20 protein-coding genes are annotated in these 23,080 nt (G+C 65.0%); 13 read left to right on the forward strand and 7 right to left on the reverse strand.

Annotated elements, in window-relative coordinates; all coding sequences use genetic code 11:
- Window position 1: 1 nt before the first annotated feature.
- From KUF59_RS20545 to KUF59_RS20555, 3 genes are all read left to right on the forward strand, one after another.
- On the forward strand, window positions 2-970 hold the full coding sequence (locus tag KUF59_RS20545) for a branched-chain amino acid ABC transporter permease (RefSeq protein WP_212459383.1): 969 nt from the start codon (window positions 2-4) through the stop codon (window positions 968-970).
- Between the two features lie 155 nt (window positions 971-1,125).
- On the forward strand, window positions 1,126-1,770 hold the full coding sequence (locus KUF59_RS20550; RefSeq protein WP_212459384.1) for a DUF47 domain-containing protein: 645 nt from the start codon (window positions 1,126-1,128) through the stop codon (window positions 1,768-1,770).
- Between the two features lie 14 nt (window positions 1,771-1,784).
- Window positions 1,785-2,789, forward strand: a complete 1,005-nt coding sequence (locus tag KUF59_RS20555; protein WP_212459385.1) for an inorganic phosphate transporter — start codon at window positions 1,785-1,787, stop codon at window positions 2,787-2,789.
- On the opposite strand, the gene sugE is transcribed toward KUF59_RS20555, so the two are convergent.
- Window positions 2,790-3,104: a quaternary ammonium compound efflux SMR transporter SugE gene (sugE, locus tag KUF59_RS20560; RefSeq protein ID WP_212459386.1), complete on the reverse strand. Its 315-nt coding sequence runs from the start codon at window positions 3,102-3,104 to the stop codon at window positions 2,790-2,792.
- A 157-nt stretch (window positions 3,105-3,261) separates the two neighbouring features.
- Between sugE and KUF59_RS20565 the strand changes: the two genes are divergently transcribed.
- From KUF59_RS20565 to KUF59_RS20600, 8 genes are all read left to right on the forward strand, one after another.
- Window positions 3,262-4,884 (forward strand): peptide chain release factor 3, encoded by a 1,623-nt coding sequence (locus tag KUF59_RS20565; RefSeq protein WP_212459387.1) that lies wholly within the window; start codon window positions 3,262-3,264, stop codon window positions 4,882-4,884.
- Window positions 4,885-5,073: 189 nt separating this feature from the next.
- Window positions 5,074-5,655, forward strand: a complete 582-nt coding sequence (locus KUF59_RS20570; RefSeq protein ID WP_212459629.1) for a hypothetical protein — start codon at window positions 5,074-5,076, stop codon at window positions 5,653-5,655.
- Between the two features lie 183 nt (window positions 5,656-5,838).
- Window positions 5,839-6,423: an NnrU family protein gene (locus KUF59_RS20575; RefSeq protein ID WP_212459388.1), complete on the forward strand. Its 585-nt coding sequence runs from the start codon at window positions 5,839-5,841 to the stop codon at window positions 6,421-6,423.
- A gap of 69 nt (window positions 6,424-6,492) precedes the next feature.
- A complete protein-coding gene (locus KUF59_RS20580; RefSeq protein WP_212459389.1) occupies window positions 6,493-8,085 on the forward strand; it encodes a class I adenylate-forming enzyme family protein in 1,593 nt (530 codons plus the stop codon).
- Between the two features lie 173 nt (window positions 8,086-8,258).
- A complete protein-coding gene (locus tag KUF59_RS20585) occupies window positions 8,259-8,912 on the forward strand; it encodes a tetratricopeptide repeat protein (RefSeq protein WP_212459390.1) in 654 nt (217 codons plus the stop codon).
- 40 nt (window positions 8,913-8,952) lie between these two features.
- Window positions 8,953-9,495: a hypothetical protein gene (locus tag KUF59_RS20590; RefSeq protein ID WP_212459391.1), complete on the forward strand. Its 543-nt coding sequence runs from the start codon at window positions 8,953-8,955 to the stop codon at window positions 9,493-9,495.
- A 50-nt stretch (window positions 9,496-9,545) separates the two neighbouring features.
- Window positions 9,546-10,928 carry a ribosome biogenesis GTPase Der gene (gene der / locus KUF59_RS20595; RefSeq protein WP_212459392.1) on the forward strand — a complete coding sequence of 461 codons (1,383 nt, stop codon included), beginning with the start codon at window positions 9,546-9,548 and terminating at the stop codon, window positions 10,926-10,928.
- A complete protein-coding gene (locus KUF59_RS20600) occupies window positions 10,925-12,181 on the forward strand; it encodes a TCR/Tet family MFS transporter (RefSeq protein WP_212459393.1) in 1,257 nt (418 codons plus the stop codon). Before der ends, KUF59_RS20600 begins: the two co-directional genes overlap by 4 nt.
- Before the next feature lie 58 nt (window positions 12,182-12,239).
- On the opposite strand, the gene KUF59_RS20605 is transcribed toward KUF59_RS20600, so the two are convergent.
- The 6 genes from KUF59_RS20605 to radA form a co-directional block, all read right to left on the reverse strand.
- Complete coding sequence (locus KUF59_RS20605; RefSeq protein WP_212459394.1) at window positions 12,240-13,466, reverse strand: ABC transporter substrate-binding protein; 1,227 nt, start codon at window positions 13,464-13,466, stop codon at window positions 12,240-12,242.
- Window positions 13,467-13,699: 233 nt separating this feature from the next.
- On the reverse strand, window positions 13,700-14,788 hold the full coding sequence (locus tag KUF59_RS20610; RefSeq protein WP_249140450.1) for an NHL repeat-containing protein: 1,089 nt from the start codon (window positions 14,786-14,788) through the stop codon (window positions 13,700-13,702).
- A gap of 135 nt (window positions 14,789-14,923) precedes the next feature.
- Window positions 14,924-15,664, reverse strand: coding sequence for an SDR family NAD(P)-dependent oxidoreductase (locus KUF59_RS20615; protein WP_212459396.1), 741 nt, complete (start codon window positions 15,662-15,664; stop codon window positions 14,924-14,926).
- 196 nt (window positions 15,665-15,860) lie between these two features.
- Window positions 15,861-17,384: an amidophosphoribosyltransferase gene (gene purF / locus KUF59_RS20620; RefSeq protein WP_212459630.1), complete on the reverse strand. Its 1,524-nt coding sequence runs from the start codon at window positions 17,382-17,384 to the stop codon at window positions 15,861-15,863.
- Window positions 17,385-17,415: 31 nt separating this feature from the next.
- Entirely contained in the window at window positions 17,416-18,045 is a 630-nt protein-coding gene (locus tag KUF59_RS20625) for a CvpA family protein (RefSeq protein ID WP_212459397.1), read from the reverse strand.
- 167 nt (window positions 18,046-18,212) lie between these two features.
- A complete protein-coding gene (gene radA, locus KUF59_RS20630) occupies window positions 18,213-19,670 on the reverse strand; it encodes a DNA repair protein RadA (protein WP_212459398.1) in 1,458 nt (485 codons plus the stop codon).
- Window positions 19,671-19,822: 152 nt separating this feature from the next.
- On the opposite strand from radA, the gene KUF59_RS20635 reads away from it, so the two are divergent.
- Complete coding sequence (locus KUF59_RS20635) at window positions 19,823-20,983, forward strand: ABC transporter substrate-binding protein (protein WP_212459399.1); 1,161 nt, start codon at window positions 19,823-19,825, stop codon at window positions 20,981-20,983.
- Window positions 20,980-23,073 (forward strand): putative bifunctional diguanylate cyclase/phosphodiesterase, encoded by a 2,094-nt coding sequence (locus KUF59_RS20640; protein ID WP_408918104.1) that lies wholly within the window; start codon window positions 20,980-20,982, stop codon window positions 23,071-23,073. Before KUF59_RS20635 ends, KUF59_RS20640 begins: the two co-directional genes overlap by 4 nt.
- Window positions 23,074-23,080 lie beyond the last annotated feature (7 nt).

The following is a 23,080-nucleotide window of genomic DNA, read 5'->3' on the forward strand; positions in this document are numbered from 1 at the left end:
TATGACCGTAGTAACCGACGACACCCTGAAGGCGCCCCCGCGCGCGATGCGCGACGAAATGATCGTCTTCGTGGCAATGACGCTGTTGCTCGCTTCGGTGCCCTTCACCGGCATCTATCCGTTCTTCGTGATGCAGGCGCTGTGCTTTGCGCTTCTGGCCTGCGCCTTCAACCTCCTGATCGGCTATGGCGGTCTGCTCTCCTTCGGCCATGCGATGTTCCTCGGCACCGCAGGCTATTGCAGCGCGCATGCGCTGAAGGTGTGGGGCCTGCCGCCGGAGCTCGGCATCCTCGTCGGTGTCGCCGCGGCCTTCGTGCTCTCGATCGTGACCGGCTACGTGTCGATACGCCGCCAGGGCATCTACTTCTCGATGATCACGCTGGCGCTGTCGCAGCTTCTCTACTTCATCTACCTCCAGGCGCCGTTCACCCATGGTGAGGACGGCATCCAGGGCATTCCGCAGGGACGCATGTTCGGCGTGCTCGACCTGTCCAAGCCGACGATCCTCTATTACGTCGTTCTGGTTGGCTTCCTCGGCGGCTTCCTTCTGATCTACCGCATCATCAACTCGCCCTTCGGCGAGGTGCTGAAGTCGATCCGCGAGAACGAGCAGCGCGCGATTTCGCTCGGCTATCGCACCGACCAGTACAAGTTCTTGGCCTTCATCCTGTCGGGTACGCTGGCCGGCTTTGCCGGGTCGCTGAAGGTGTTCGTGGCGCAGAATGCCTCGCTCACCGACGTGCACTGGTCGATGTCGGGCGAAGTCGTGCTGATGACGCTGGTCGGCGGCCTCGGCACGATCTTCGGACCCGTGGTCGGCGCCTTCGTCATCATCGCCATGCAGCAATATCTCGCGAGCTTCGGCCAGTGGGTGACCGTGATTCAGGGCGCGATCTTCGTGATCTGCGTGCTCACATTCCGCCGGGGCGTAGTCGGCGAAATCGCGCATTACTTCCGCAGGTCGCTGTAAGTTATTGATGTAGCTTGTAAAAGACTGCCGCGCGAAAGCGGTGGATGACCCGGTTCGGCGGGCGTGAGGTGGCACGCGCGCGGATCGAAAATGGTCTATGACAGTTTGGTGACAGTCCTCCCGGACCGGCCAATCTCAAACCGGCAGTAATTCCCATGATGCGATGGTTTCGCGCCTTTCTTCCCAAGGAGGAACGGTTCTTCGATCTGTTCGACCGCCATGCCCAGACCGTGATCCAGGGGTCCATCGCACTCCAGGGGATGCTGAACGGCGGCGAGGAGACCCCGGTCTACTGCCAGCGCGTCAACCAGTTCGAGAACGACGCGGACAACATCACACGCGAGGTGCTCACCGCCGTTCGGCGTACCTTCATCACGCCGTTCGACCGCGGCGACATCAAGAACCTGATCACCTCGATGGACGACGCCATCGACCAGATGCAGCAGACCGCCAAGGCTGTGATGCTGTTCGAGGTCCGCGCCTTCGAGCCGCCGATGCGGGAGATGGGCGGGCTGCTGGTCGAATGCGCCAACCTCGTCGGGCGCGCGCTGCCGCTGATGCAGGCGATCGGTCCGAACGTGGCCATGCTGACGGCGATCACGGAGGAACTGACCAAGCTCGAGGGCCGCGTCGACGATCTCCACGACATCGGGCTGAAGGAGCTGTTCCTGAAGCATCGCGACGGCAATGCGATGAACTTCATCGTCGGCGTCGAGATCTACGACCATCTCGAGAAGGTCGCCGATCGCTTCGACGACGTCGCGAACGAAATCAACAGCATCGTCATCGAGCAAGTGTAAGGCAGGGCCGCGCTGTGGATGCTGCGTTGGGTTTTCCTGTCCTGGTCGGGCTGATTGCCGTTGCGCTGCTGTTCGACTTCCTGAACGGTCTGCACGACGCCGCCAATTCGATCGCGACCATCGTCTCGACCCGCGTGCTGCGGCCGCAATACGCGGTGTTCTGGGCTGCCTTCTTCAACTTCATTGCCTTCCTGGTGTTCGGCCTGCACGTCGCCCAAACCATCGGCACCGGCATCATCGATCCCGCCATCGTCGATGCGCAGGTGATCTTCGCGGCCCTCGTCGGCGCCATCGTCTGGAACCTCGTCACCTGGGCGCTCGGCATCCCGTCCTCGTCATCGCACGCGCTGATCGGCGGGCTGGTCGGCGGCGGCATCGCCAAGGGCGGGATTTCGGCGGCGGTCTGGAGCGGGTTGTCGAAGGCGGTGCTCGCGATCGTGCTGTCGCCGCTGGTCGGCTTCCTGCTCGCGATGGCGCTGGTTGCGATCGTGTCCTGGGCCTCGGTGCGCTCGACGCCCTTTGCCGTCGACCGCGCGTTCCGCATCCTGCAATTCGCCTCTGCCTCGCTCTATTCGCTCGGCCATGGCGGCAATGACGCCCAGAAGACCATGGGTATCATCGCGGTGTTGCTCTATTCACAGGGCCATCTCGGCAACGAGTTCTCGGTGCCGTTCTGGGTCGTGCTGTCTTGCCAGGCCGCGATGGCACTGGGCACGCTGATGGGTGGCTGGCGGATCGTTCGCACCATGGGTCTGCGCATTACCAAGCTGACGCCAATGCAGGGTTTTTGCGCGGAGACCGGTGGTGCGGCAACCCTGTTCATGGCGACCTATCTCGGGGTTCCCGTCTCGACCACGCACACCATCACCGGTGCCATCGTCGGCGTCGGCGCCGCCCGCCGCGTCTCTGCGGTACGCTGGAACGTCGCGAGCTCGATCGTCTATGCCTGGGTCATCACGATCCCGGCCTCGGCCATCGTCGCCGCGCTGACCTGGTGGCTGGTACAGGTCCTGCGCTGATCAGGTGACGAGTTTCAGCCCCACGATGCCTGCGACGATCAGGCCGATGCTGGCGAGCCGCATGGCGGTGGCGGGCTCTCCGAACAGGGCGATGCCGAGCAGCGCGGTGCCGACCGCTCCGATGCCGGTCCACACCGCGTAGGCGGTTCCGATCGGCAGCGTTTTCAGGGCGAGCCCAAGCAGGAGCACGCTGCCGGCCATCGCCGCGAGCGTCAGCACGGATGGAACGAGCCGGCTAAAGCCTTCGGTGAATTTGAGGCCGATCGCCCAGCCGACCTCCAACAGACCGGCGACGAACAACACGATCCAGGCCATGACAACCCTCTGTTTTCAGGCAGGGTCGTCCCCGCGAAGCGATGTGCTGATGACGGAAGGTCGTCCTTCCCCGGGGGCATATGGGGCTGGCAAAGGGTCTCTGCAATCACCATTTGACGCTTGAAAAGGCCGGTTTTCCCTGCCAAACGCTCCCGCCATGTCCGACACCGCCACCGCAACCGAATCGCCGGTCCGTTCCCCGCTTGCTGCTGAAGTGGCGCGGCGACGCACCTTTGCGATCATCTCCCACCCGGACGCCGGCAAGACCACGCTGACCGAGAAGCTGTTGCTGTTCGGCGGCGCCATCAATCTCGCCGGCCAGGTCAAGGCCAAGGGCGAGCGCCGGAACACGCGCTCGGACTGGATGAAGATCGAGCGCGAGCGCGGCATCTCGGTCGTGACGTCGGTGATGACCTTCGAGTTCGAAGGGCTGGTGTTCAATCTCCTGGACACGCCGGGCCACGAGGACTTTTCGGAAGACACCTACCGCACGCTGACGGCGGTCGATTCCGCCGTGATGGTGATTGACGCTGCCAAGGGCATCGAGGCGCGGACGCGAAAACTGTTCGAGGTCTGCCGCCTGCGCGACATCCCGATCATCACCTTCATCAACAAGATGGACCGCGAGAGCCGCGACACCTTCGAGCTCTTGGACGAGATCGAGAAGACGCTGGCGCTCGATACCACGCCGATGACCTGGCCGGTCGGCCGCGGCCGCGACTTCCTCGGCACCTATGACGTGCTCAACGGCGGCGTGCGCCTGCTTGAAGGTGGCGGCGCCAAGACCGGTGCTGCGCAGCAGATCGAGATCGAGGAGCTCGGCAAGCTCAACGCGAACCTCGATGTCTCTGCGGTGAAGGACGAACTCGAGCTCGTCACCGAAGCCTCAAAGCCGTTCGAGCTCGAAGCGTTTCGCGAGGGGCATTTGACGCCGGTCTATTTCGGCAGCGCGCTGCGCAATTTTGGCGTCGGCGACCTCCTGGAAGGGCTCGGCAAGTTCGCGCCCGAGCCGCGTGCGCAGGAGAGCAACCAGCGCAAGGTCGAAGCCACCGATCCGCGCATGAGCGCCTTCGTGTTCAAGATCCAGGCGAACATGGATCCGAACCATCGCGATCGCATCGCCTTTGCGCGTCTGTGCTCCGGAAAACTCAGCCGCGGCATGAAAGCCAAGCTGGTGCGCACCGGCAAGAGCATGCCGCTGTCGAGCCCGCAATTCTTCTTCGCGCAGGACCGATCGGTGGCGGATGAAGCCTTTGCCGGTGACGTCGTCGGCATTCCCAATCACGGCACGCTGCGGATCGGCGACACGCTGACCGAAGGCGAGGATTTCACCTTCGTCGGCGTGCCGAGCTTCGCGCCGGAAATCGTCCGCCGCGTGCGTCTCACCGACGCGATGAAGGCGAAGAAGCTGAAGGAAGCGCTGCAGCAGATGTCGGAGGAGGGCGTGGTCCAGGTGTTCCGTCCGCGCGACGGTGCGCCCGCGCTCGTCGGCGTCGTCGGCGCGCTGCAGCTCGACGTGTTGAAGGCGCGGCTCGAGGCCGAATACGCGCTGCCGGTCGAGTTCGAGGTGAGCGAATTTCAGCTTGCGCGCTGGATTTCGTCCGACGACCGCAAGAAACTCGACACCTTTGTCGCCGCCAACACCTCCAGCATCGCCGACGACGTGGATGGCGATCCCGTGTACCTCGCCAGGAACGAGTTCTATCTCGGCTACACCAGGGAACGGGCCGAGGGCATCGAATTCGCCAACGTCAAGGACGTCAAGAAGAAGGCGGGGTAGGCTCGTCCACACCCTCCGCTGTCATGCGCCGGCTTGACCGGCGCATCCAGTACGCCGTGACCTATCGATTCAATCTCTGCTGTCTCTGGAATACTGGGTCGCCCGGTCAAGCCGGGCGACGACCTAGGCGCGCTCATGTGAACGCCGCGGGGACTTGACGTGCCCGTGGCAATGGCCACGTGTTGGGGCATGTGGCGCGGCATTCTCATCATTCTCGTGTTGACGGTCACGATGGCCAGCGCCGACGCGCGGCGCCGGCAGATCAATCCGATTCCGTTTTCGCACGAGCCATGCAGCGTCTTGGACAACCGTCCCTGCACGCCGTCCTATTGCAGCGTGCTCGAACACGGCCCCTGCATCCCCGAGATCGACTATCCCTACGGCCAGAACCTGCAGCTCACCGTGCAGACCGTGCCGTCGCCGAATGAGCTCGCCAAGTATCAGAAGCCGGATCACGATCTCGACACCATCGGCGACCTCTTCGCCGAACTGCGCGCCTGCTGGGCGCCGCCGCCGGAAGACAGCGCGCGGCAGGGCATGCAGATGTCGGTGCGCTTCAGCTTCAACAGAACGGGCGGCTTGATCGGCCCACCGCGCTTGACCTACGCGACGTCGGGCGTGCCGGCGGATACGCGGACCACCTACCTCAACGCGATCAACACTTCGCTCAATGCCTGTCTGCCGCTGAAATTCACCGACGGCCTCGGCGGCGCGCTCGCAGGGCGCCCGATCGCGATCCGCTACGTCGACAACCGCGAGCTGGGAAGGTGAGCTTGTCGTCATTCCGGAGCGCGCGGAGCGCGAACCCGGAATCTCGAGGTTGGTTTGCGATCTCGTGTTCAAACTCGAGATTCCGGGTCTGGCCCTGCGGGCCATCCCGGAATGACGACATTGCGGCTGGCGGCGAGAAGATGATACGCATCATTCGGGGGCGCAACATATGGGGAGGACGTCGTGGGTCTGTTGGTGATGATCCTGGGGCTCGTGCTTTTTTTCGCGGCCCACACTTTGACGACAAAGCGCAAGGCGCGGGAGCGCGTAATCGCCAGCTTGGGTGAGGGCACCTACAAGATCCTGTACTCGTTGGCATCGCTGGCAGGCCTTGCGATGATCATCTGGGGCTTTGCCAATTATCGCGCGACGGGATGGATCGACGTCTGGTATCCGCCGAAGGCGATGAAGCACATCACGGTGGCGCTGATGCTGCCGGCCGTCATCCTCGTGGTCGCCTCCTACATTCGCGGTCGCATCTACGCGACGCTGAAGCATCCGATGCTCGCCGGCATCAAGCTGTGGGCGGCGGCGCATCTGCTCGCCAATGGCGATCTCGGCTCTATCATCCTGTTCGGCTCGTTCCTGGGCTGGGCCGTGTATGACCGCATTTCGCTGAAGCATCGCACCGACGCCGGCGGACCGCCGATCCCGGTGGGCGGCGCCACCAACGATTTGATCGCGGTTGCGGTCGGTGTCGTGGCCTATCTGGCATTGGCCTTCGCCTTCCACCCTGTGGTGATCGGCGTTCCCGTCGTGGGGGCATAAACAGCCAGTCGGCGCAGGGATCGGCCGTTCGTGCACGGACAATGACAACAACAAGCCGAGAGCATTCCCATGGACTGGTCGCAGCATTCGATTCCTCCTATGCGGCTCGAGCCACGCTTCGGCGATCGTGTCGTGCCGGCATTCTGCGAGCGGCCGGCGAGCGTCTGGGCGATGATTGCGGATGCAGCCGCCCGCAACGGCGATGGCGAAGCGCTGATTGCGGGCAGCGTCAGGCTGACATGGCGGCAGGCGGTTGAGCGGGCGGCGCGGATTGCAGTCGGCTTTCGAAAGCTCGGTCTGCAGCGCGGCGACCGCGTTGCCGTGCTGCTCGGCAACCGCATTGAATTCCCCCTGATCCTGTTTGCGGCCGCACATGAAGGGCTGGTGACGGTGCTGCTCAGCACCCGCCAGCAAAAGCCCGAGATTGCCTATGTGCTCGGCGATTGCGGCGCCAGGATACTGATCCATGAGGCGGCTCTTGCCGAGCGCCTGCCGGATGCGCGGGACGTGCCCGATGTCACCCATCGCATCGCCGTCGATGACGATCCGGCGCTGTCGCGTTTCGCGGTGCTTGCGGACAATGCTCCGGCGCCCGCGCCAGTCGAGGTCGGCGAGGAGGACACCGCGATGATCCTCTATACCTCGGGGACGACGGGCAAGCCCAAGGGCGCGATGCTCGCCCATTGCAACATCATCCATTCCTCGATGGTGTTCGTCTCCTGCCTGCAATTGACGCAGACGGATCGCTCGATCGCGGCCGTGCCACTAGGGCATGTGACCGGCGTCGTCGCCAACATCACGACCATGGTGCGCTGCGCCGGCGCGCTGATCATCATGCCGGAGTTCAGGGCGGCCGACTATCTCAAGCTCGCCACACGCGAGCGCGTCACTTACACCGTGATGGTGCCGGCGATGTACAATCTCTGCCTTCTCCAACCCGATTTCGACAGCTACGACCTCTCGAGCTGGCGCATCGGTGGCTTCGGCGGCGCGCCGATGCCGATCGCGACCATCGAGAAGCTCGATGCAAAGATCCCCGGCCTGAAGCTCGCGAACTGCTATGGCGCGACCGAGACCACGTCGCCCTCCACGATCATGCCCGGCGAGTTGACGGCCAGCCACATCGACAGCGTCGGCTTGCCCTGTCCGGGCGCGCGCATCGTTGCTGTCGATGCTGATGGCCGTGAGCTGCCGCGTGGCGAGATCGGGGAGCTCTGGATCCAAAGCGCCTCCGTCATCAAGGGCTACTGGAACAATCCAAAGGCGACGGCCGAAAGTTTTACCGCCGGATTCTGGCACTCCGGCGACCTCGGCTCGGTCGATGCCGACAATTTCGTCCGCGTGTTCGACCGGCAGAAGGACATGATCAACCGCGGCGGCCTGAAGATCTATTCCGCGGAGGTGGAGTCCGTGCTGGCCGGCCATCCCGCCGTGGTCGAGAGTGCGATCATCGCAAGGCCGTGCCCGGTGCTCGGCGAGCGCGTGCATGCGGTCGTGGTGACGCGCGAAGCCGTTGCCGCTGAGGCGCTGCGCGCCTGGTGCGCCGAGCGGCTGTCCGACTACAAGGTGCCGGAGACCATGGCGATGACCGCCGACCCGCTGCCACGCAACGCCAACGGGAAGGTGCTCAAGCGGCAATTGCGGGAGCTGCCGGGGGCCTGAAGGGGCGGCCGGAACCCAGGCGGCGGTGCTCGGCGGGACGGTTAACGCCTTGATTGGCCTCGCTTTGCCTTGCCACCGCCATATGGTTAGGGTATCGCCGCCGCCACGCGGGAACGGGTTTTCTGACGCGAGATTCCAGCGCGCGCTCCCGACCGGGGATGGGATTAGCTTAAGTGTCTGAATTATTTGACGAAGTCGACGAGGAAGTACGTCGCGAACAGCTCAAGAAGCTGTGGGACAGGTATTCGATCTACCTGATCGCCCTGATGGTGCTGATTGTCGCAGCCGTCGGCGGTTGGCGCGGCTACCAGTATCTGGAGGCCAAGAAGGCCGCCGAGGCCGGTGCGGCCTTCGAGAAGGCCGTCGAGCTGTCCGACCAGGGCAAGCATGCCGAGGCCGAGGCAGCCTTTGCCGAGCTCGCCGTCAAGGCGCCGTCCGGTTACCGCACGCTGGCGCGCCTGCGCGCTGCCGCCGAGATCTCTGCCCGCGATCCCAAGGCCGCGGCCAAGATGTATGACGACATTGCCGCCGACCGCAGCATCGCCAGCGAGCAGCAGGCGCTCGCAAAAATCCGCGCCGCCGGCTTGCTGCTCGACACGGCAGGCTATGCCGACATCCAGCAGCGGCTGGAGGCATCGACCGCCTCGGGCTCGACCTTCCGCCACACCGCCCGCGAAATGCTGGCCCTGTCGGCCTGGCGCAATGGCGACATGACCGCGGCGCGCAAATGGCTGGATGCGATCGCCGAGGATGGCGAGACGCCGCCGAGCATGCGCTCGCGCGCCGAGGCGCTGCAAGCCTTGCTGCCGGCGGTTGCCAAGAGCTGATTGAGAGCTGATGGCCCGAGATAGCTGGACGAGACACCAGATGCGCCGCACGCCACGTTTGATCGCAGCCGCCGTCCTGATCGCCTTCTCGGGCGTGCTGGGCGGCTGCTCCAGCGGCGGGTTCGATCCCAGCGATCTCATGGATTTCCTCGACACCAAGAAGAAGCTGCCGGGCGACCGCAAGCCGGTCTTCCCCGAGGGTGTGCCCGGCCTGGAGCAGGGCGTGCCGAAGGATCTCTACAAGGGCGCACAGCAACAGCCGGACCAGCCGCCCGTGGACGCGGCTGCCGTTCCGCCGCCTGCGCCGAACGCCAAGTCGGCCAAGGGCAAGAAGTCCAAGCAGCCGGCGGCCGCTGCCGTTGCGCCGGCCGAGGCGCCAGCGGGCGAGGCGGACGGCGAAGTCCAGCCCGATGCAGCGCCGGCTCCGGCCGCGCCGCCGCCGAAGCAGAAGATCGTCCGCAGGCGCACCACCGCGCCGCCGCCGGATCAGACCACGCAGCCGGCGCAGCAGACCCAGACCACGCAGCAGCAGTCGCAGGGAGCATTCCCGGCCCCGATGCCGAGCGGCAGCTTCTCGCGCTGATATTTCTCAATGCATTGACAGGCGCGTCCCCTGCGGCGCACGAATGACTGATGTCCTTTACCGTCGCCATCATCGGCCGGCCCAATGTCGGAAAGTCGACGCTGTTCAACCGGCTGGTGGGGCAGAAGCTCGCGCTCGTCGATGACCTGCCGGGTGTCACGCGCGACCGCCGCGAGGGTGAAGCTCGGCTCGGCGATCTCGAATTCACCATCATCGACACTGCAGGGCTCGACGAGGGCGCCAAGGGCTCGCTGACTGCGCGCATGCAGGAGCAGACGGAAACTGCGATCGCGCAGGCGGACGCGCTGTTCTTCGTCATCGACGCGCGCGCAGGCCTCACGCCGACTGATCGTGCCTTCGCCGATTTCGCCCGCCGCGCCAACAAGCCCGTGCTGCTGGTCGCCAACAAGAGCGAGGGCAAGCACGGCGATGCCGGCGCCATGGAATCCTTCGCGCTCGGGCTCGGTGATCCCATCCAGATTTCCGCCGAGCATGGCGAAGGCATGGGCGAGCTCTACGATGCGCTGAGCGAGATCATCCCGCAGACGCCTGATGACGATGAGGTCGAGGATGACGAGCCGGAGTCCGAGGAGGAGGCTGCGAAGCGTCCCATTCGGGTCGCGATCGTCGGTCGGCCCAATGCCGGCAAGTCGACGCTGATCAACCATCTGCTCGGCGAGGAGCGTCTGCTGACGAGCCCTGAGGCCGGCACCACGCGCGACTCCATCGCGGTCGAGATCAACTGGAAGGGCCGCGACTTCCGCGTCTTCGACACCGCGGGCCTGCGGCGCCGCTCGCGCATCGAGGAGAAGCTCGAAAAACTGTCGGTGGCCGACGCGCTTCGCGCGGTGCGCTTCGCCGAAGTCGTCGTCCTGATGATGGACACGCAGAACAAGTTCGAGGAGCAGGATCTGCGCATCGCCGACCTGATCGAGCGCGAGGGACGCGCGGTCGTGCTCGCCGTCAACAAATGGGACCTGATGGAGAGCAAAGGCGGCGGTGCGATCTCGAACTTGCGCCGGGATGCCGACCACTGGCTGCCGCAGCTCAAGGGCGTGCCGATCGTTGCCGTCTCCGGCCTGATGGGCGAGGGCATCGATCGCCTGATGACGGCCGTCCAGGACGCCTATGCGATCTGGAACAGGCGCGTGCCGACTTCGGCGCTGAACCGCTGGTTCGAGCAGGCGATCCAGGCCAATCCGCCACCTGCGGTGTCCGGCCGCCGGCTGAAGCTGAACTACATCACCCAGACCAAGGCGCGGCCGCCGAGTTTCGTGCTGTTCTGCTCGCGCGCGGATGCCGTGCCGCAGGCCTATCTGCGCTATCTCACCAATTCCATGCGCGAGACTTTTGAGCTGCCGGGCACACCGGTGCGCATCACGCTGCGCGAGAAGGCCAATCCCTTCGCGCACAAGCGTAAACGGCTGTCGTGAACGGAGACGCCGGTCAGGCGATCGCCGTCGATGCGCCGCCGATCAAGCGCGGCGCAGTCGCCTTCATCTTCGTCACCATCCTGCTCGACATGCTCGCGCTCGGCGTGATCATGCCGATCCTGCCGAAATTGGTGGAGAGTTTTGTCGGCAACGACACCGCGCAGGCGGCGCGGATCTTTGGCGTGTTCGGCACCGCCTGGGCGCTGATGCAGTTCGTGTTCTCGCCGGTGCTCGGCGCGCTCTCGGACCGGTTTGGCCGGCGGCCGGTGGTGCTGCTGTCGAATTTCGGACTTGCCGCCGACTACGTGCTGATGGCGCTGGCACCGTCGCTGCTCTGGCTGTTCGTCGGCCGCGTGATCTCCGGCATCACGTCGGCGAGCATTTCGACCGCCTTTGCCTACATCGCCGACGTGACGCCGCCGGAGCGGCGCGCGGCGGTGTTCGGCAAGATCGGCGCGGCGTTCGGCGCAGGCTTCGTGTTCGGGCCTGCGCTCGGCGGCCTGCTCGGCGATATCGACCCGCGGCTGCCGTTCTGGGCCGCGGCCGCATTGAGCTTTGCCAACGCGGTTTACGGCCTGCTGGTGCTGCCGGAATCGCTGTCGGCGGAAAAGCGCGCGCCGTTCCGCTGGCGGAGCGCCAATCCGATCGGCGCGCTGAACCTGTTGCGTTCGAACGCGGTGCTGGCGGGATTATCGGTCGTCAATTTCATCGCACAGGTCGCGCATGTGGTGCTGCCGTCGACCTACGTGCTCTATGCGACCTACCGCTATGGCTGGGATTCCAAGATCGTGGGACTGACGCTCGCAATGGTCGGCATCTGCGCCATGGTGGTGCAGGGGCTCGCGATCGGGCCCATCGTGCGCGCATTCGGCGAACGCAAGGCGCTGCTGCTCGGCCTGAGCTGCGGTGCGATCGGTTTTGTGATCTTCGGTTCGGCGCCGACCGGACCATTGTCATGGCTCGGCATTCCCGTGATGTCGCTATGGGGCGTGTCGGGCGCGGCGATTCAGTCGCTGATGACCCGGCTCGTCGCGCCTGATCAGCAGGGCCAGCTCCAGGGCGCGAACTCGAGCGTGCAGAGCGTGTCGCAGCTGGTCGGCCCCTTCCTGTTCACGCTGACCTTTGCCTATTTCATCGGCGGCGGCGCGCCGTTGCATTTGCCCGGAGCACCGTTCCTGCTGGCAGCCGTGCTCATGGTGCTGTCGCTTGCGATTGCGATGCGGACTTTGGCCGGGACATCCTCCGAAACGTAAAATGCCCGGGCCTAGGCCCGGGCATGATGTCGTCGAAATCGCGTCGACTGCTACGCGGTCACTTCTTCACCAGCGGGCAGTCGCTGGCTTCGAGCGGCTTGGCCGCGTCTTCCGGTGCGATCGTGGCAACCAGCTTGTAGTAGTCCCACGGGCCCTTCGACTCTTCCGGCTTCTTCACTTCGAACAGATAGGCCGGGATCAGGCGGCGGCCGTCGGCGCGCAGCGGGCCTTTGCCGAATAGCGGATCGTCGGTCGGCAGCTCCTTCATCTTGGCAACCACCTTGGCGCCGTCATGCGGATTGCTGCCCAGCGCATCCATCGCCTTCAGGTAATGCAGGATCTCCGCATAGAGGCCCGCAACCGTCATCGACGGCATCGAGCCCTTGGGCGAGACCTTCTGGAAGCGTTTTGACCATTCGCGGGTCCCGTCGTTGAGATCCCAGTAGAAGGATTCGGTGAAAGTCAGGCCCTGCGCGGTCTTCAGCCCGAGCGAGTGTACGTCGTTGATGAAGAGCAGGAGCGCTGCGAGCTTCTGGCCGCCGGACACGATGCCGAATTCGGCGGCCTGCTTGATCGCGTTGGTGGTGTCGCCGCCGGCGTTGGCGAGGCCGATGATCTTGGCCTTCGACGACTGCGCCTGGAGCAGGAACGAGGAGAAATCCGCGGTGTTGAGCGGATGCTTGACGCCGCCGAGCACCTTGCCGCCGGTGGCCGTGACCACGGAGCCGGTGTCGCGCTCGAGCGCATGGCCGAAGGCATAGTCCGCGGTCAGGAAGAACCAGGTGTCGCCGCCCGCTTTCGTCAGCGCCTTGCCGGTGCCGTTGGCGAGCATGTAGGTGTCGTAGGTGAAGGAGACGGTGTTGGGCGTGCAGGCCTTGCCGGTGAGGTCGGCGGTGGCTGCGCCCGAATTGAGCAGCACCGAGTTCTTTTCCTTGACGAGGTTGCTCACCGCGAGCGCAACGCCCGAGCTCGGCGTGTCGGCGATGGCGTCGACCTTGTCGGCGTCGATCCATTGCCGGGCAATGTTGACGCCGATATCAGGCTTGTTCTGGTGATCGCCGCTCAAGACCTCGATCTTCCAGCCCTTCGCCTTCATGCCGGAATCTTCGACGGCCATCTTCACCGCAGCGACCGAGTTCGGGCCGCCGATGTCGGCATAGAGGCTCGACATGTCGTTCAACACGCCGATCTTGATGGTCTTGTCTTGGGCGGAGGCCGAGGTGGCAAAGCCGAGACCGGCACAGGTCAGGAGCGCGGCATAGCGCCAGGCGTGAGTCTTCTTCATTGTGTTCCTCCAAACGTTGATGCCGGGACGGCCCTCTTTGACGGAGCCTTTGACCTGCGGCGAGATCGGTTACGATCCGATATTTTCGATAACCTGTCTGAAGGCTTGCGGCAATGCGCTAAACGTAGCGGTTGAGGGAGGGGTTAACTCTTCCGGACGGCGTCGACACGGCGCAGATTTTGGCAACCCGCACACGCAAGCGGGTTGCAATACGACCGGTTGGTGGATGCCTTTCAAGGAAGCGCGTTGGACGTCAGCTTGAACTTCTGGATGCGCTTTCCGGTGTCCACCTCCGCCGTGTACACGTTGCCCTTGGCGTCGATCGCCATGGCGTGGACCCAGTGGAACTGCCCTGCATTCCGGCCGCTGCGACCAAAACTGCCGACGACGGTACCATCCTCCCGCTTGATCACCCTGATCTCGTTGTTCTCGCCGTCGGCGCTCAAGAGATAGGTCTGTTTCGCATCGGGCCAGAGTGCGATGTCCCACACCGCGCCGTTTCCGAGCGTGTTCTTTTCGAAAAACCATTCCTTCACGAAGGTGCCATCCTTCTTGAACACCTGGATGCGATTGTTGGTTCGGTCGCAGACATAGACGAGACCGTCATTGGCGAGTTTTACGCAGTGGACTGGATTGCCGAATTGCTGGGCAACCGGCGCCTTGGGATCGTAGGGCGGTTGCTTGTCGTCGCTCGGCTTGTTGCCATAGGCGCCCCAGTGCCGCTTGTAAGCCAGTGTATCAGCATCGAACACGATGACGCGGCGATTGCCATAGCCGTCGGCGACGTAGATCTCGTTCGCGTCCTTGTCGATCGCGGTTTCCGCGGGCTTGCCGAGCTGGGTGGTGTCGCTGCTGCCCTTGCTCGGCGCGATCTGGCCGATCTGCGCCACGAACTTGCCGTCGAGCGTGAACTTCAGGATCACGTTGTCGTTGTCGGCATTGCCGCCGATCCACACGAAGCCGCGCTCATCGACCTCGATGCCGTGCTCGCGGCCGACCCATTCATAGCCTTCACCGGGGCCGCCCCAGGAGCGCAGAAGATTGCCGTCGGCGTCGAACTCGAGGACGGGTGGTGCCGATGCGCAGCATTTTGAACGCGGCGGATTGAGCGTCGCGCCCTTTTCGTCGTCGGTCAACGAACGTGGGCGGTGGATGACCCAGATATGCCCTCGATGGTCGACGGTGATGCCGCCGACCTGACCGAGGATCCAGTTGTTCGGCAGCGCTTTTGGCCAGGAGGCATCGACGGCGAATGTCGGGATCTCTCCCGCGGCTGCGGCCTGCGGCAGCGCAAACGCAATCGCTGTGGCGCAGATCGACATGGAGCGCGCGAGATGCGCAATCGCGCGAGTGAGGCGAGCGCGGCCCGGCGTGAGCGCCATGGCATCCTCCCATTCTTGACGCGGCTTGCTGCCGCTTTGGGCCGGCAGTCAATCGCGCCGAGGACGTCGAGTCAATCAGGCGGGCGGACGGAAGCCCATCAGCTTCCTGGTCTTGTAGTCGTAGAATTTTCCGGTCTCGGTCCAATCAGGCGCGCACATCGGAACGATGAATTCGGCGACCTGTTCCGGAGTATCCAACGTCGCGGGATCCTCGCCCGGCATCAGGGTCGCACGCATACGGGTGCGGATCGGACCGGGGTTGAACAGGTTGATGCGCAGCTTGGTGCTTGCGGTTTCCTGCGCCCAGGCGCGCGCCAGCGTCTCCAGCGCAGCCTTCGACGCCGCGTAGGGGCCGACATAGGCGGTCGCCTTGTTGGCGGCGCCCGATGTGATGAACACCGCGCGGCCCGCATCGGACTGCCTCAGCAGCGGATCCATGCAGCGAATGAGCTGGAAGTTCGCGGAGACGTTCACCGCCATCACGTCGTTGAAGGTCTTGAATTCGATATGGCCGAGCGGCGAGGAGGGGCCGAGCACGCCGGCATTGCCGACCAGAATATCGAGCTTGCCGTAGCGTTCGTGCAGGCCGGCGCCAAGCCGTGCGATGCCGTCGGAATCGGTGAGATTGAGTGGCACCAGCGTGGCGCTGCCGCCCGCCTTGCGGATCTCGTCGTCGAGTTCCTCGAGCCCGCCCTGCGTGCGCGCCACCGCCACGATGTGCGCACCGGCCTTTGCGAGGGCTATTGCGGTGGCGTAGCCGATGCCGCGCGAGGCGCCGGTGACGAGAGCGATGCGGTTGGCGAGGGGTTTTGTCATGGCGGGGTTTTACAGGCGTGGATGGCTGGGACAAGCCCCCACCAAACCGTCATTCCGGCGCGGTCCCACCGGGTCCGCGCGAAGCGCGGCCCGATGACAGGCTCCGGACCGAACCCGAAATCCCGAGATCCCCCAATGCGCAACTGCGCATTGGGGTTCGATGCTTCGCATCGCCCCGGGATGACGGCTGACGCCGTCAGCTCGCTTCCGCCAGCAGCGACAATTGCCGCGGCTGCGGCTCGACCTGGGTCTGGTCGGTGAGGTGGGTCGGATAGGCGCCGGTGAAGCAATGATCCGAGAATTTTGGATTGGCCGGATCGCGGCCGGGCTCGCCCATCGCGCGGTACATGCCGTCGATCGACAGGAAGGCGAGAGAATCAGCGCCGATGATCTCGCGCATCTCCTCCAGCGAATGGGTCGCAGCCAGGAGGCCGCCGCGATCCGGCAGGTCGATGCCGTAATAATCGGGATAGAGGATCGGGGGCGAGGCGAGACGGAAGTGCACCTCGGTCGCGCCGGCATCGCGCATCATGCGCACGATCTTCTTCGAGGTGGTGCCGCGCACCAGCGAGTCGTCGATCAGGATGATGCGCTTGCCTTCGATCGCGGCGCGGTTCGCTGAATGCTTCATGCGCACGCCGGATTCTCGGATCGCCTGCGTCGGCTGGATGAAGGTGCGGCCGACATAATGGTTGCGGATGATACCGAGCTCGAACGGCACGCCGGAATGCTGGCTGTAGCCGACCGCGGCGGGCACGCCGGAATCCGGCACCGGCACGACGACATCGACCGGCACGTGACTCTCGCGCGCGAGCTGCGCGCCGAAATTCTTGCGCACCTCGTAGACCGAGCGGCCGTGCACGATGGAATCCGGCCGCGCGAAATAGATGTATTCGAAGATGCAGGGCCGCGGCGCCATCGGCGGAAACGGCTTGTGGATGTCCTGGCCGTTCTCGTCGAACACGATGACTTCGCCCGGCTCGATGTCGCGGACGAAGCGCGCGCCGATGATGTCGAGCGCGCAGGTCTCCGACGTCAGGATCGGGCAGCCGTCGAGATCGCCGAGCACCAGGGGGCGAATGCCGCGCGGATCGCGCGCGCCGATTAGCTTCTTGTTGGTCAGCGATACCAGCGCATAGGCGCCCTCGATGGCGCGCAGCGCATCGACGTAACGTTCGATGAAGCGGCTGCGCTTGGATTGCGCGACCAGGTGCAGGATCACCTCGGTATCGGTGGTCGACTGCATCATCGCGCCGTTCCTGACGAGCTCGCGGCGCAGCGTCAGGCCGTTGGTGAGGTTGCCGTTGTGGGCGACCGCAAGGCCGCCGGCGTTCAGCTCGGCGAACAGCGGCTGCACGTTGCGCAGGATGGTGGCGCCTGTCGTGGAGTAGCGGACATGGCCGACCGCGACGCTGCCGGGCAAGCGGTCGATCACCTCGCGGCGGGAGAAGGTGTCGCCGACCAGGCCGAGGCGGCGCTCGGAGTGAAATCGGTTGCCGTCGTAAGAGACGATGCCGGCGGCTTCCTGGCCGCGGTGCTGAAGGGCGTGGAGACCGAGGGCGGTGATGGCGGCGGCATCGGGATGGCCGTAGATGCCGAAGACGCCGCATTCCTCGCGGAGCGTATCCCCCTCCAGATCGTCCTGAAGCTCGATCGCGGCTGGGCCCGAGGACCCGTTCAAGTCGAGATTTAGCTGGGCGTTCCGGTCAGGGTTTTGCATCTCGTCCATCTCGCCTCTGTTCGGGCTCAAATCAACGCGCCGCAGGTTTCTCGATCAGCTTCTTGAGGCTTTCACGAGCCGGTTTACTGTAGCCGTCGCTGCTGCCCGAAGGCTGCTGCTCGGAATCAGCTTGCTCATCATCTGGTTTGTTTTTCTTGAATCTCTTCAAGATGGTGTTCTCGGGGTCGTCCGGCAAGAGCGACTTCAGCCATTCCCCGGTCGAATCGAGCACCGTGCGGGACTTTGCGCCGCGGACCCAGTCCGGCTGCTGCTTGTCGGGAACCAGCCAGATGAAGAACTGGTAAGCAACCACAACGATCAGGAGGCCCCGGGCGAGGCCGAACAGGAACCCCAGCGTCCGATCCAGCGCGCCGATTCGGGAGTCCAGGATCATGTCGGAGATGCGCACCGTGATCACGGAGACCACGATCAGCGTGCCCACGAACACGCCGGCGACCACCACGACGCTCGCCACCGTGTCGTTGTTGAAATAGGTCTTTGCTGTCGGCAGCAGCTTTGAGAACGAGTACAGCGTGACGATGGCGGCCGCGCCCCAGGCCGCGATCGACAAAATCTCGCGCATGAAGCCGCGGACCAGGGCCAACAGGCCGGACACGAGCATGACGCCGAGCAGGATCAAATCGAGGATTGTAATCGGCATCGGCTGGTTGGTCCGCTCGTACTCTCAAAGGCGTTTTGCGAATCGGTGATCTGGCCGCCGCCCTAACTGACGGGCAGACGGCAGTCCCGGCAAGGCCGGAGCCACGCAATCCCATGCTGCTTTTGTGCGCGCTGTATAGCGGCGGGGGCGGGCAACGTCACCTCCGCCTAGCCCTCTCCACGGCGGAATCTCGCCGGTGTGGCATTTTTTTCGCCTTGTCGCTCATCCTTGGCGCCGGATTCGCCCCTGCGGGAGCCGCGGGCCGCAATTTCGGCCACCAGGGTGGTCAGGCCGCCGACGGCGTTCAGGGACAGCCCGGCGTCGCCGCCAGCCTCGCCTCGGGCCGATTCGGGCAGGATGGCGCGGCCGAAGCCGAGTTTTGCCGCCTCCTTCAGCCGAGCGGCGGTCTGGGCCACTGGCCGAACCACGCCGGAGAGCGAAATCTCGCCGAAATAAACGGCATCCGTGGGTAACGGCGCGTTTACCAAGGATGAAACCAGGGCCGCGGCGGCGGCCAGGTCCGCCGCCGGTTCATGAATGCGCAGGCCGCCGGCGACGTTCAGGTAGACGTCGTGGCCGGACAGCTTGACCCCGCAATGGGCCTCCAGCACAGCGAGCACCATGGAGAGCCGGCTCGGGTCCCAGCCCACCACGGCCCGGCGCGGGGTGCCAAGCGAGGTCGGCGCCACCAGCGCCTGCAATTCGACCAGGACGGGCCGCGTGCCCTCGATGCCGGCGAACACCGCCGTGCCGGGTGTGCCGAGGTCGCGCTCCGACAAGAACAGCTCGGACGGGTTGGTGACCTCGCGCAATCCGAGGCCTGTCATCTCGAACACGCCGATCTCGTCGGTCGGGCCAAAACGGTTCTTCACGGCGCGCAGGATACGGAATTGCTGCGAGCCTTCGCCCTCGAATGACATCACCGCATCGACCATGTGCTCGACCACGCGGGGGCCGGCGATCTGGCCGTCCTTGGTGACGTGGCCGACCAGGATGATGGCGGCGCCGGTCTTCTTGGCAAATCTGATCAGCGCCTGCGCCGAGGCGCGCACCTGTGTCACCGTGCCGGGCGCGGATTCCACCGTGTCGGTCCACATGGTCTGGATCGAGTCGATCACGATCAGCCGGGGGACTGCGCCTTCGGACAGCGTGGAGACGATGTCCTCGACCGAAGTCTCGGCGGCGAGCTGCACGGGTGCATCGGAGAGGCCGAGGCGCTCGGCGCGCAAGCGCACCTGCGCGATCGCCTCTTCGCCGGAGATGTAGACGATGCGATGGCCAGCGCGCGCCAACAGGCTGGTCGCCTGCGTCAGCAGCGTCGATTTGCCGATGCCGGGATCGCCGCCGACCAGCAGCACCGAGCCGCGCACAAAACCGCCGCCGGTGACGCGGTCGAGCTCGGTCATGCCCGAGGACAGGCGTGGGGCATCCGGGCTCTTGCCCGACAGGCTCTCCAGCGCAAACGTCCGGCCCTTGCGCTTGGAGCGGATCGAGACCGGCACGCTGCCGCTCGTGTCTTCCTCGGCGAGCGTATTCCACTCGCCGCAGGACTCGCACTTGCCCTGCCAGCGGTTATAGGCCGCGCCGCAGTTCTGGCAGACGAAGGAGAGGGTGCTTTTGGCCATAGGGGGTATGTGCGCGAGTCGCGTTTTGTTCGGGTCTGCTGATAGCACGGATACACCGATTGTTAGCCCTAAGTCGGCGCACCGGGATCCGTTTTGCCAAATGTTAGCGGACGCCGGTCCAACCTCGGAACAATTCGGGGTGGCGAGAAAAAATGTCGAGGCTTCTGAGCGTTTTGATTGCCGCAGGGCTGGCCTGCGGTCTGCTCGCGTCGTCTGGCGGGGCGATAGCCGGCGGAGCCGAGCTGAAGGTCGTCTTCGTCAATCCCGGCAAGACCGGCGAGGTCTATTGGGACATGGTCTCCGGGACCATGAAGGCCGCCGGCCGCAAGCTGAACATGGATGTCGAGGTGCTCGTCAGCGAGCGCAACTTCCGCACCATGCAGGAGCTCGGCCTCGGCGTCGTCGCGCGCGCGGACAAGCCCGATTTCCTGATCCTGTCCAACGAGGAATCTGCGGCCGTGCCGGTCCTCGAAGCGGCGGAAGCCGCAGGGATCAAGACGCTGTTGCTGTCGAACACGCTGATCGGCGCTGATGCGGCCCGTCTCGGGCCGCCGCGCGCAAAGTTGAAGATGTGGCTCGGCGACATCACCACGGACCTGCAAACCGCGGGCACGCGGATGGCGAACGCGCTCATCGACGCTGCGCGCAGCGAAAAATGGCAGAGCCCGGACGGCAAGATTCACATCCTCGGTATCGGCGGCGACGAAATCACGCCGGCCTCGATCGCCCGCAATGTCGGGCTCGATCTTGCGGTGGCCGCCGCGCCCGACGTGGTGGTCGACCGCATGCTGTTCGCCAATTGGACGCAGTCGGAGGCCGAGCAGGTCACCGCCAACTATCTGAGCTGGGCCGTGCGCAAGGGCATCCGTCCTGCGGGCGTCTGGGCCGGCAACGATCCGATGGCGCTCGGCGCCATCAAGGCGGCGGTGGCTGCCGGGCTCGAACCGGGCAGGGATCTTCAGATCGTCGGCCTCAACTGGTCGGAGGACGCGCTGCGCGAGATCACGGCGGGACGGCTGCTCCTGACTGACGGCGGCCATTTCCTGCTCGGCGGCTGGTCGATGGTGCTGTTGCGCGACTACGCCGACGGCTGCGATTTCGGCGCGGTCTCGCCGCATGTCCAGGTCAAGACGTCGGCGATCACGCGCGACAATCTTTCCTCGGTCAGCATCCTGATCAAGACCCGCGCCTTCGACCAGATCGACTTTGTGCGTTTCAGGGCCAAGGCGGGCGATTGTGGCCAGTATGACTTCTCCATCGCCGCATTGATCGCCTCCATGTCGTCGAACGGCGTCCGGGCGTCGAACGAATGATGCAGGACGACGCGATGGAAGGTCCTGAGCAGCCTGCGCGAGCCGTTGCGGCGGCGCCGCCGCGTTCGGTCATCCATTCGATGATCTGGGCGACCGTGCCTGCGCTCCTGCTGGTGCAATTGCTCGCCTCGGCCGGTATCGAAGTCTCCAGCTTCCTGTCGCAGATGCGCCAGCTCGACGCCCGCATCGCGCGGGCTGCCGAAAGCCGCGCTCACCTCATCGCAGAGCCGCTGTGGAAGTTGCGCTACGCGCAGGTCACCGCCGTACTCGGCGAGATCCTGCACGACGAAGCGATCTCGGCCGCCATCGTCTACGACGATACCGGCTCCGTCGTTGCCCGCGTGCCCGCGCAGCCGGTGACATCAGGCGCCACCATGGTGTCGCGTTCCATCGACTACAGCAACGGCAACATCACGGTTCAGGCCGGCCGCATCGCGATCGCCTATTCCTACGGGGCGATCTACGCAGAGACAGGCAAGGCGCTGGCGCGGCTCTTCGTCGCCGGCCTGCTCGCGACGCTCGTGACCCTGCTCGCGCTGCGGATCTCGGCCAACATCTTCATTGGCAAGCCGCTCTCGGTGATGATGTCGGCGATCCAGCGCAGCAAGCGCGACGGCCGGGCCTATCAGGCCGACATTTCCTCGACCAACGAATTCGGGCAGTTGGCGCAGGCCTTCAACGCCATGCAGCACACGACGTCGGATGCGCTGGAGCAACTGCGTCATCTCGCCTGGCACGATCCGTTGACGGGATTGCCGAACCGGAGGTCGTTGACCGAGCGGCTGGCGATCTTGAGCCGCACCGCGCGCATTCCCGATGCGCTGATCTCCTTCTGCTTCATCGACCTCGACGACTTCAAGGGCATCAATGACACGTTTGGCCACGACGCGGGCGACCGCTTCCTGGTGCACATCGCGGGTCTGTTGCGTGATGCGGTCGACCAGGACGACTGGGTCGCGCGGCTCGGCGGCGACGAATTCGTCGTCATCCGTCCTGATGTCGCTGACGAGCCGGCCGCGCAGGCCTTCGCCGCCAGATTGTTAGGGGCCATCTCCGAGCCGGTCCGGCTCCATGACAAGCAGGTGGTGCCGCGCGCCTCGATCGGGCTTGCTGTGCGCCGCGCCGACGATCCCGAATTGGCGCACCTGCCGGCGCTCGCCGACATCGCGCTCTACCACGCCAAGAGCAAGGCGCCCGGCACGATCGCGGTGCTCAACGAGGAGCTTCAGCGCGACTATCGCCGCCGCCGGGAGCTCGAGCTCGCGATCCCCGCCGGCTTTGCCGAGCGCGAGTTCGAGGTCTGGTACCAGAGCCAGGTCGATCTCGACACCAATGAGGTCGTCAGCCTCGAAGCGCTGATCCGCTGGCGCCATCCCGACCATGGCATCATTTCGCCCGCCGAGTTCCTGCCGCTGATCGAGCGCAGCGGCAACGCCTCGCGGCTCACCAATTATGTGCTCACCGACGCCTGTTACGCGCTCAACCGCCTCGCGGCCGCGGGCCGGCCTGAGATCCGCATCGCCATCAACCTGCCGCCGTCGGAATTGGCGGACCAGTCTTTTGCCGACCACATGCAGGAGACCTGCACGCGCCTTGGCGTCGCTGCGTCATCCCTCGAGCTGGAGATCACCGAGGGCTCGCTGATCAACAACATCGCCAGCGCGTCCGAGACGCTACGGCGGCTGCGTGCGATGGGGGCGACGATCGCGCTCGACGATTTCGGCACGGGCTACAGCTCGCTGGCGCATCTGCGGCGTTTTCCGCTCGACAAGGTCAAGATCGACAAGGCGTTCATCAGCGACATCCCCGACAGCGCCGAGGACAAGGCGATCGTCGGCGTCATCGCTTCGCTCGCCGGCACGCTGGATCTGACGCTCGTGGCCGAAGGCATCGAGCGCGCCGAGCAGGCGCAGGCGATGACCGAGATGGGCGTGCGGTACGGGCAGGGCTATTTCTATCAGCGGCCGCAGCCGCTGGACGCCGTGCTCAAGCTGCTCGAACGGCAGGCGGTTGCGGAGGGGACGTCCCGGGTGCTCGCGACAAGTCCGTCCCTGGTGCCTGAATTGTGGGTGCCTGAACCGGCCGAGTGATTGCGCG

The organism is Bradyrhizobium arachidis (assembly GCF_024758505.1).
Lineage (GTDB): Bacteria > Pseudomonadota > Alphaproteobacteria > Rhizobiales > Xanthobacteraceae > Bradyrhizobium > Bradyrhizobium manausense_C.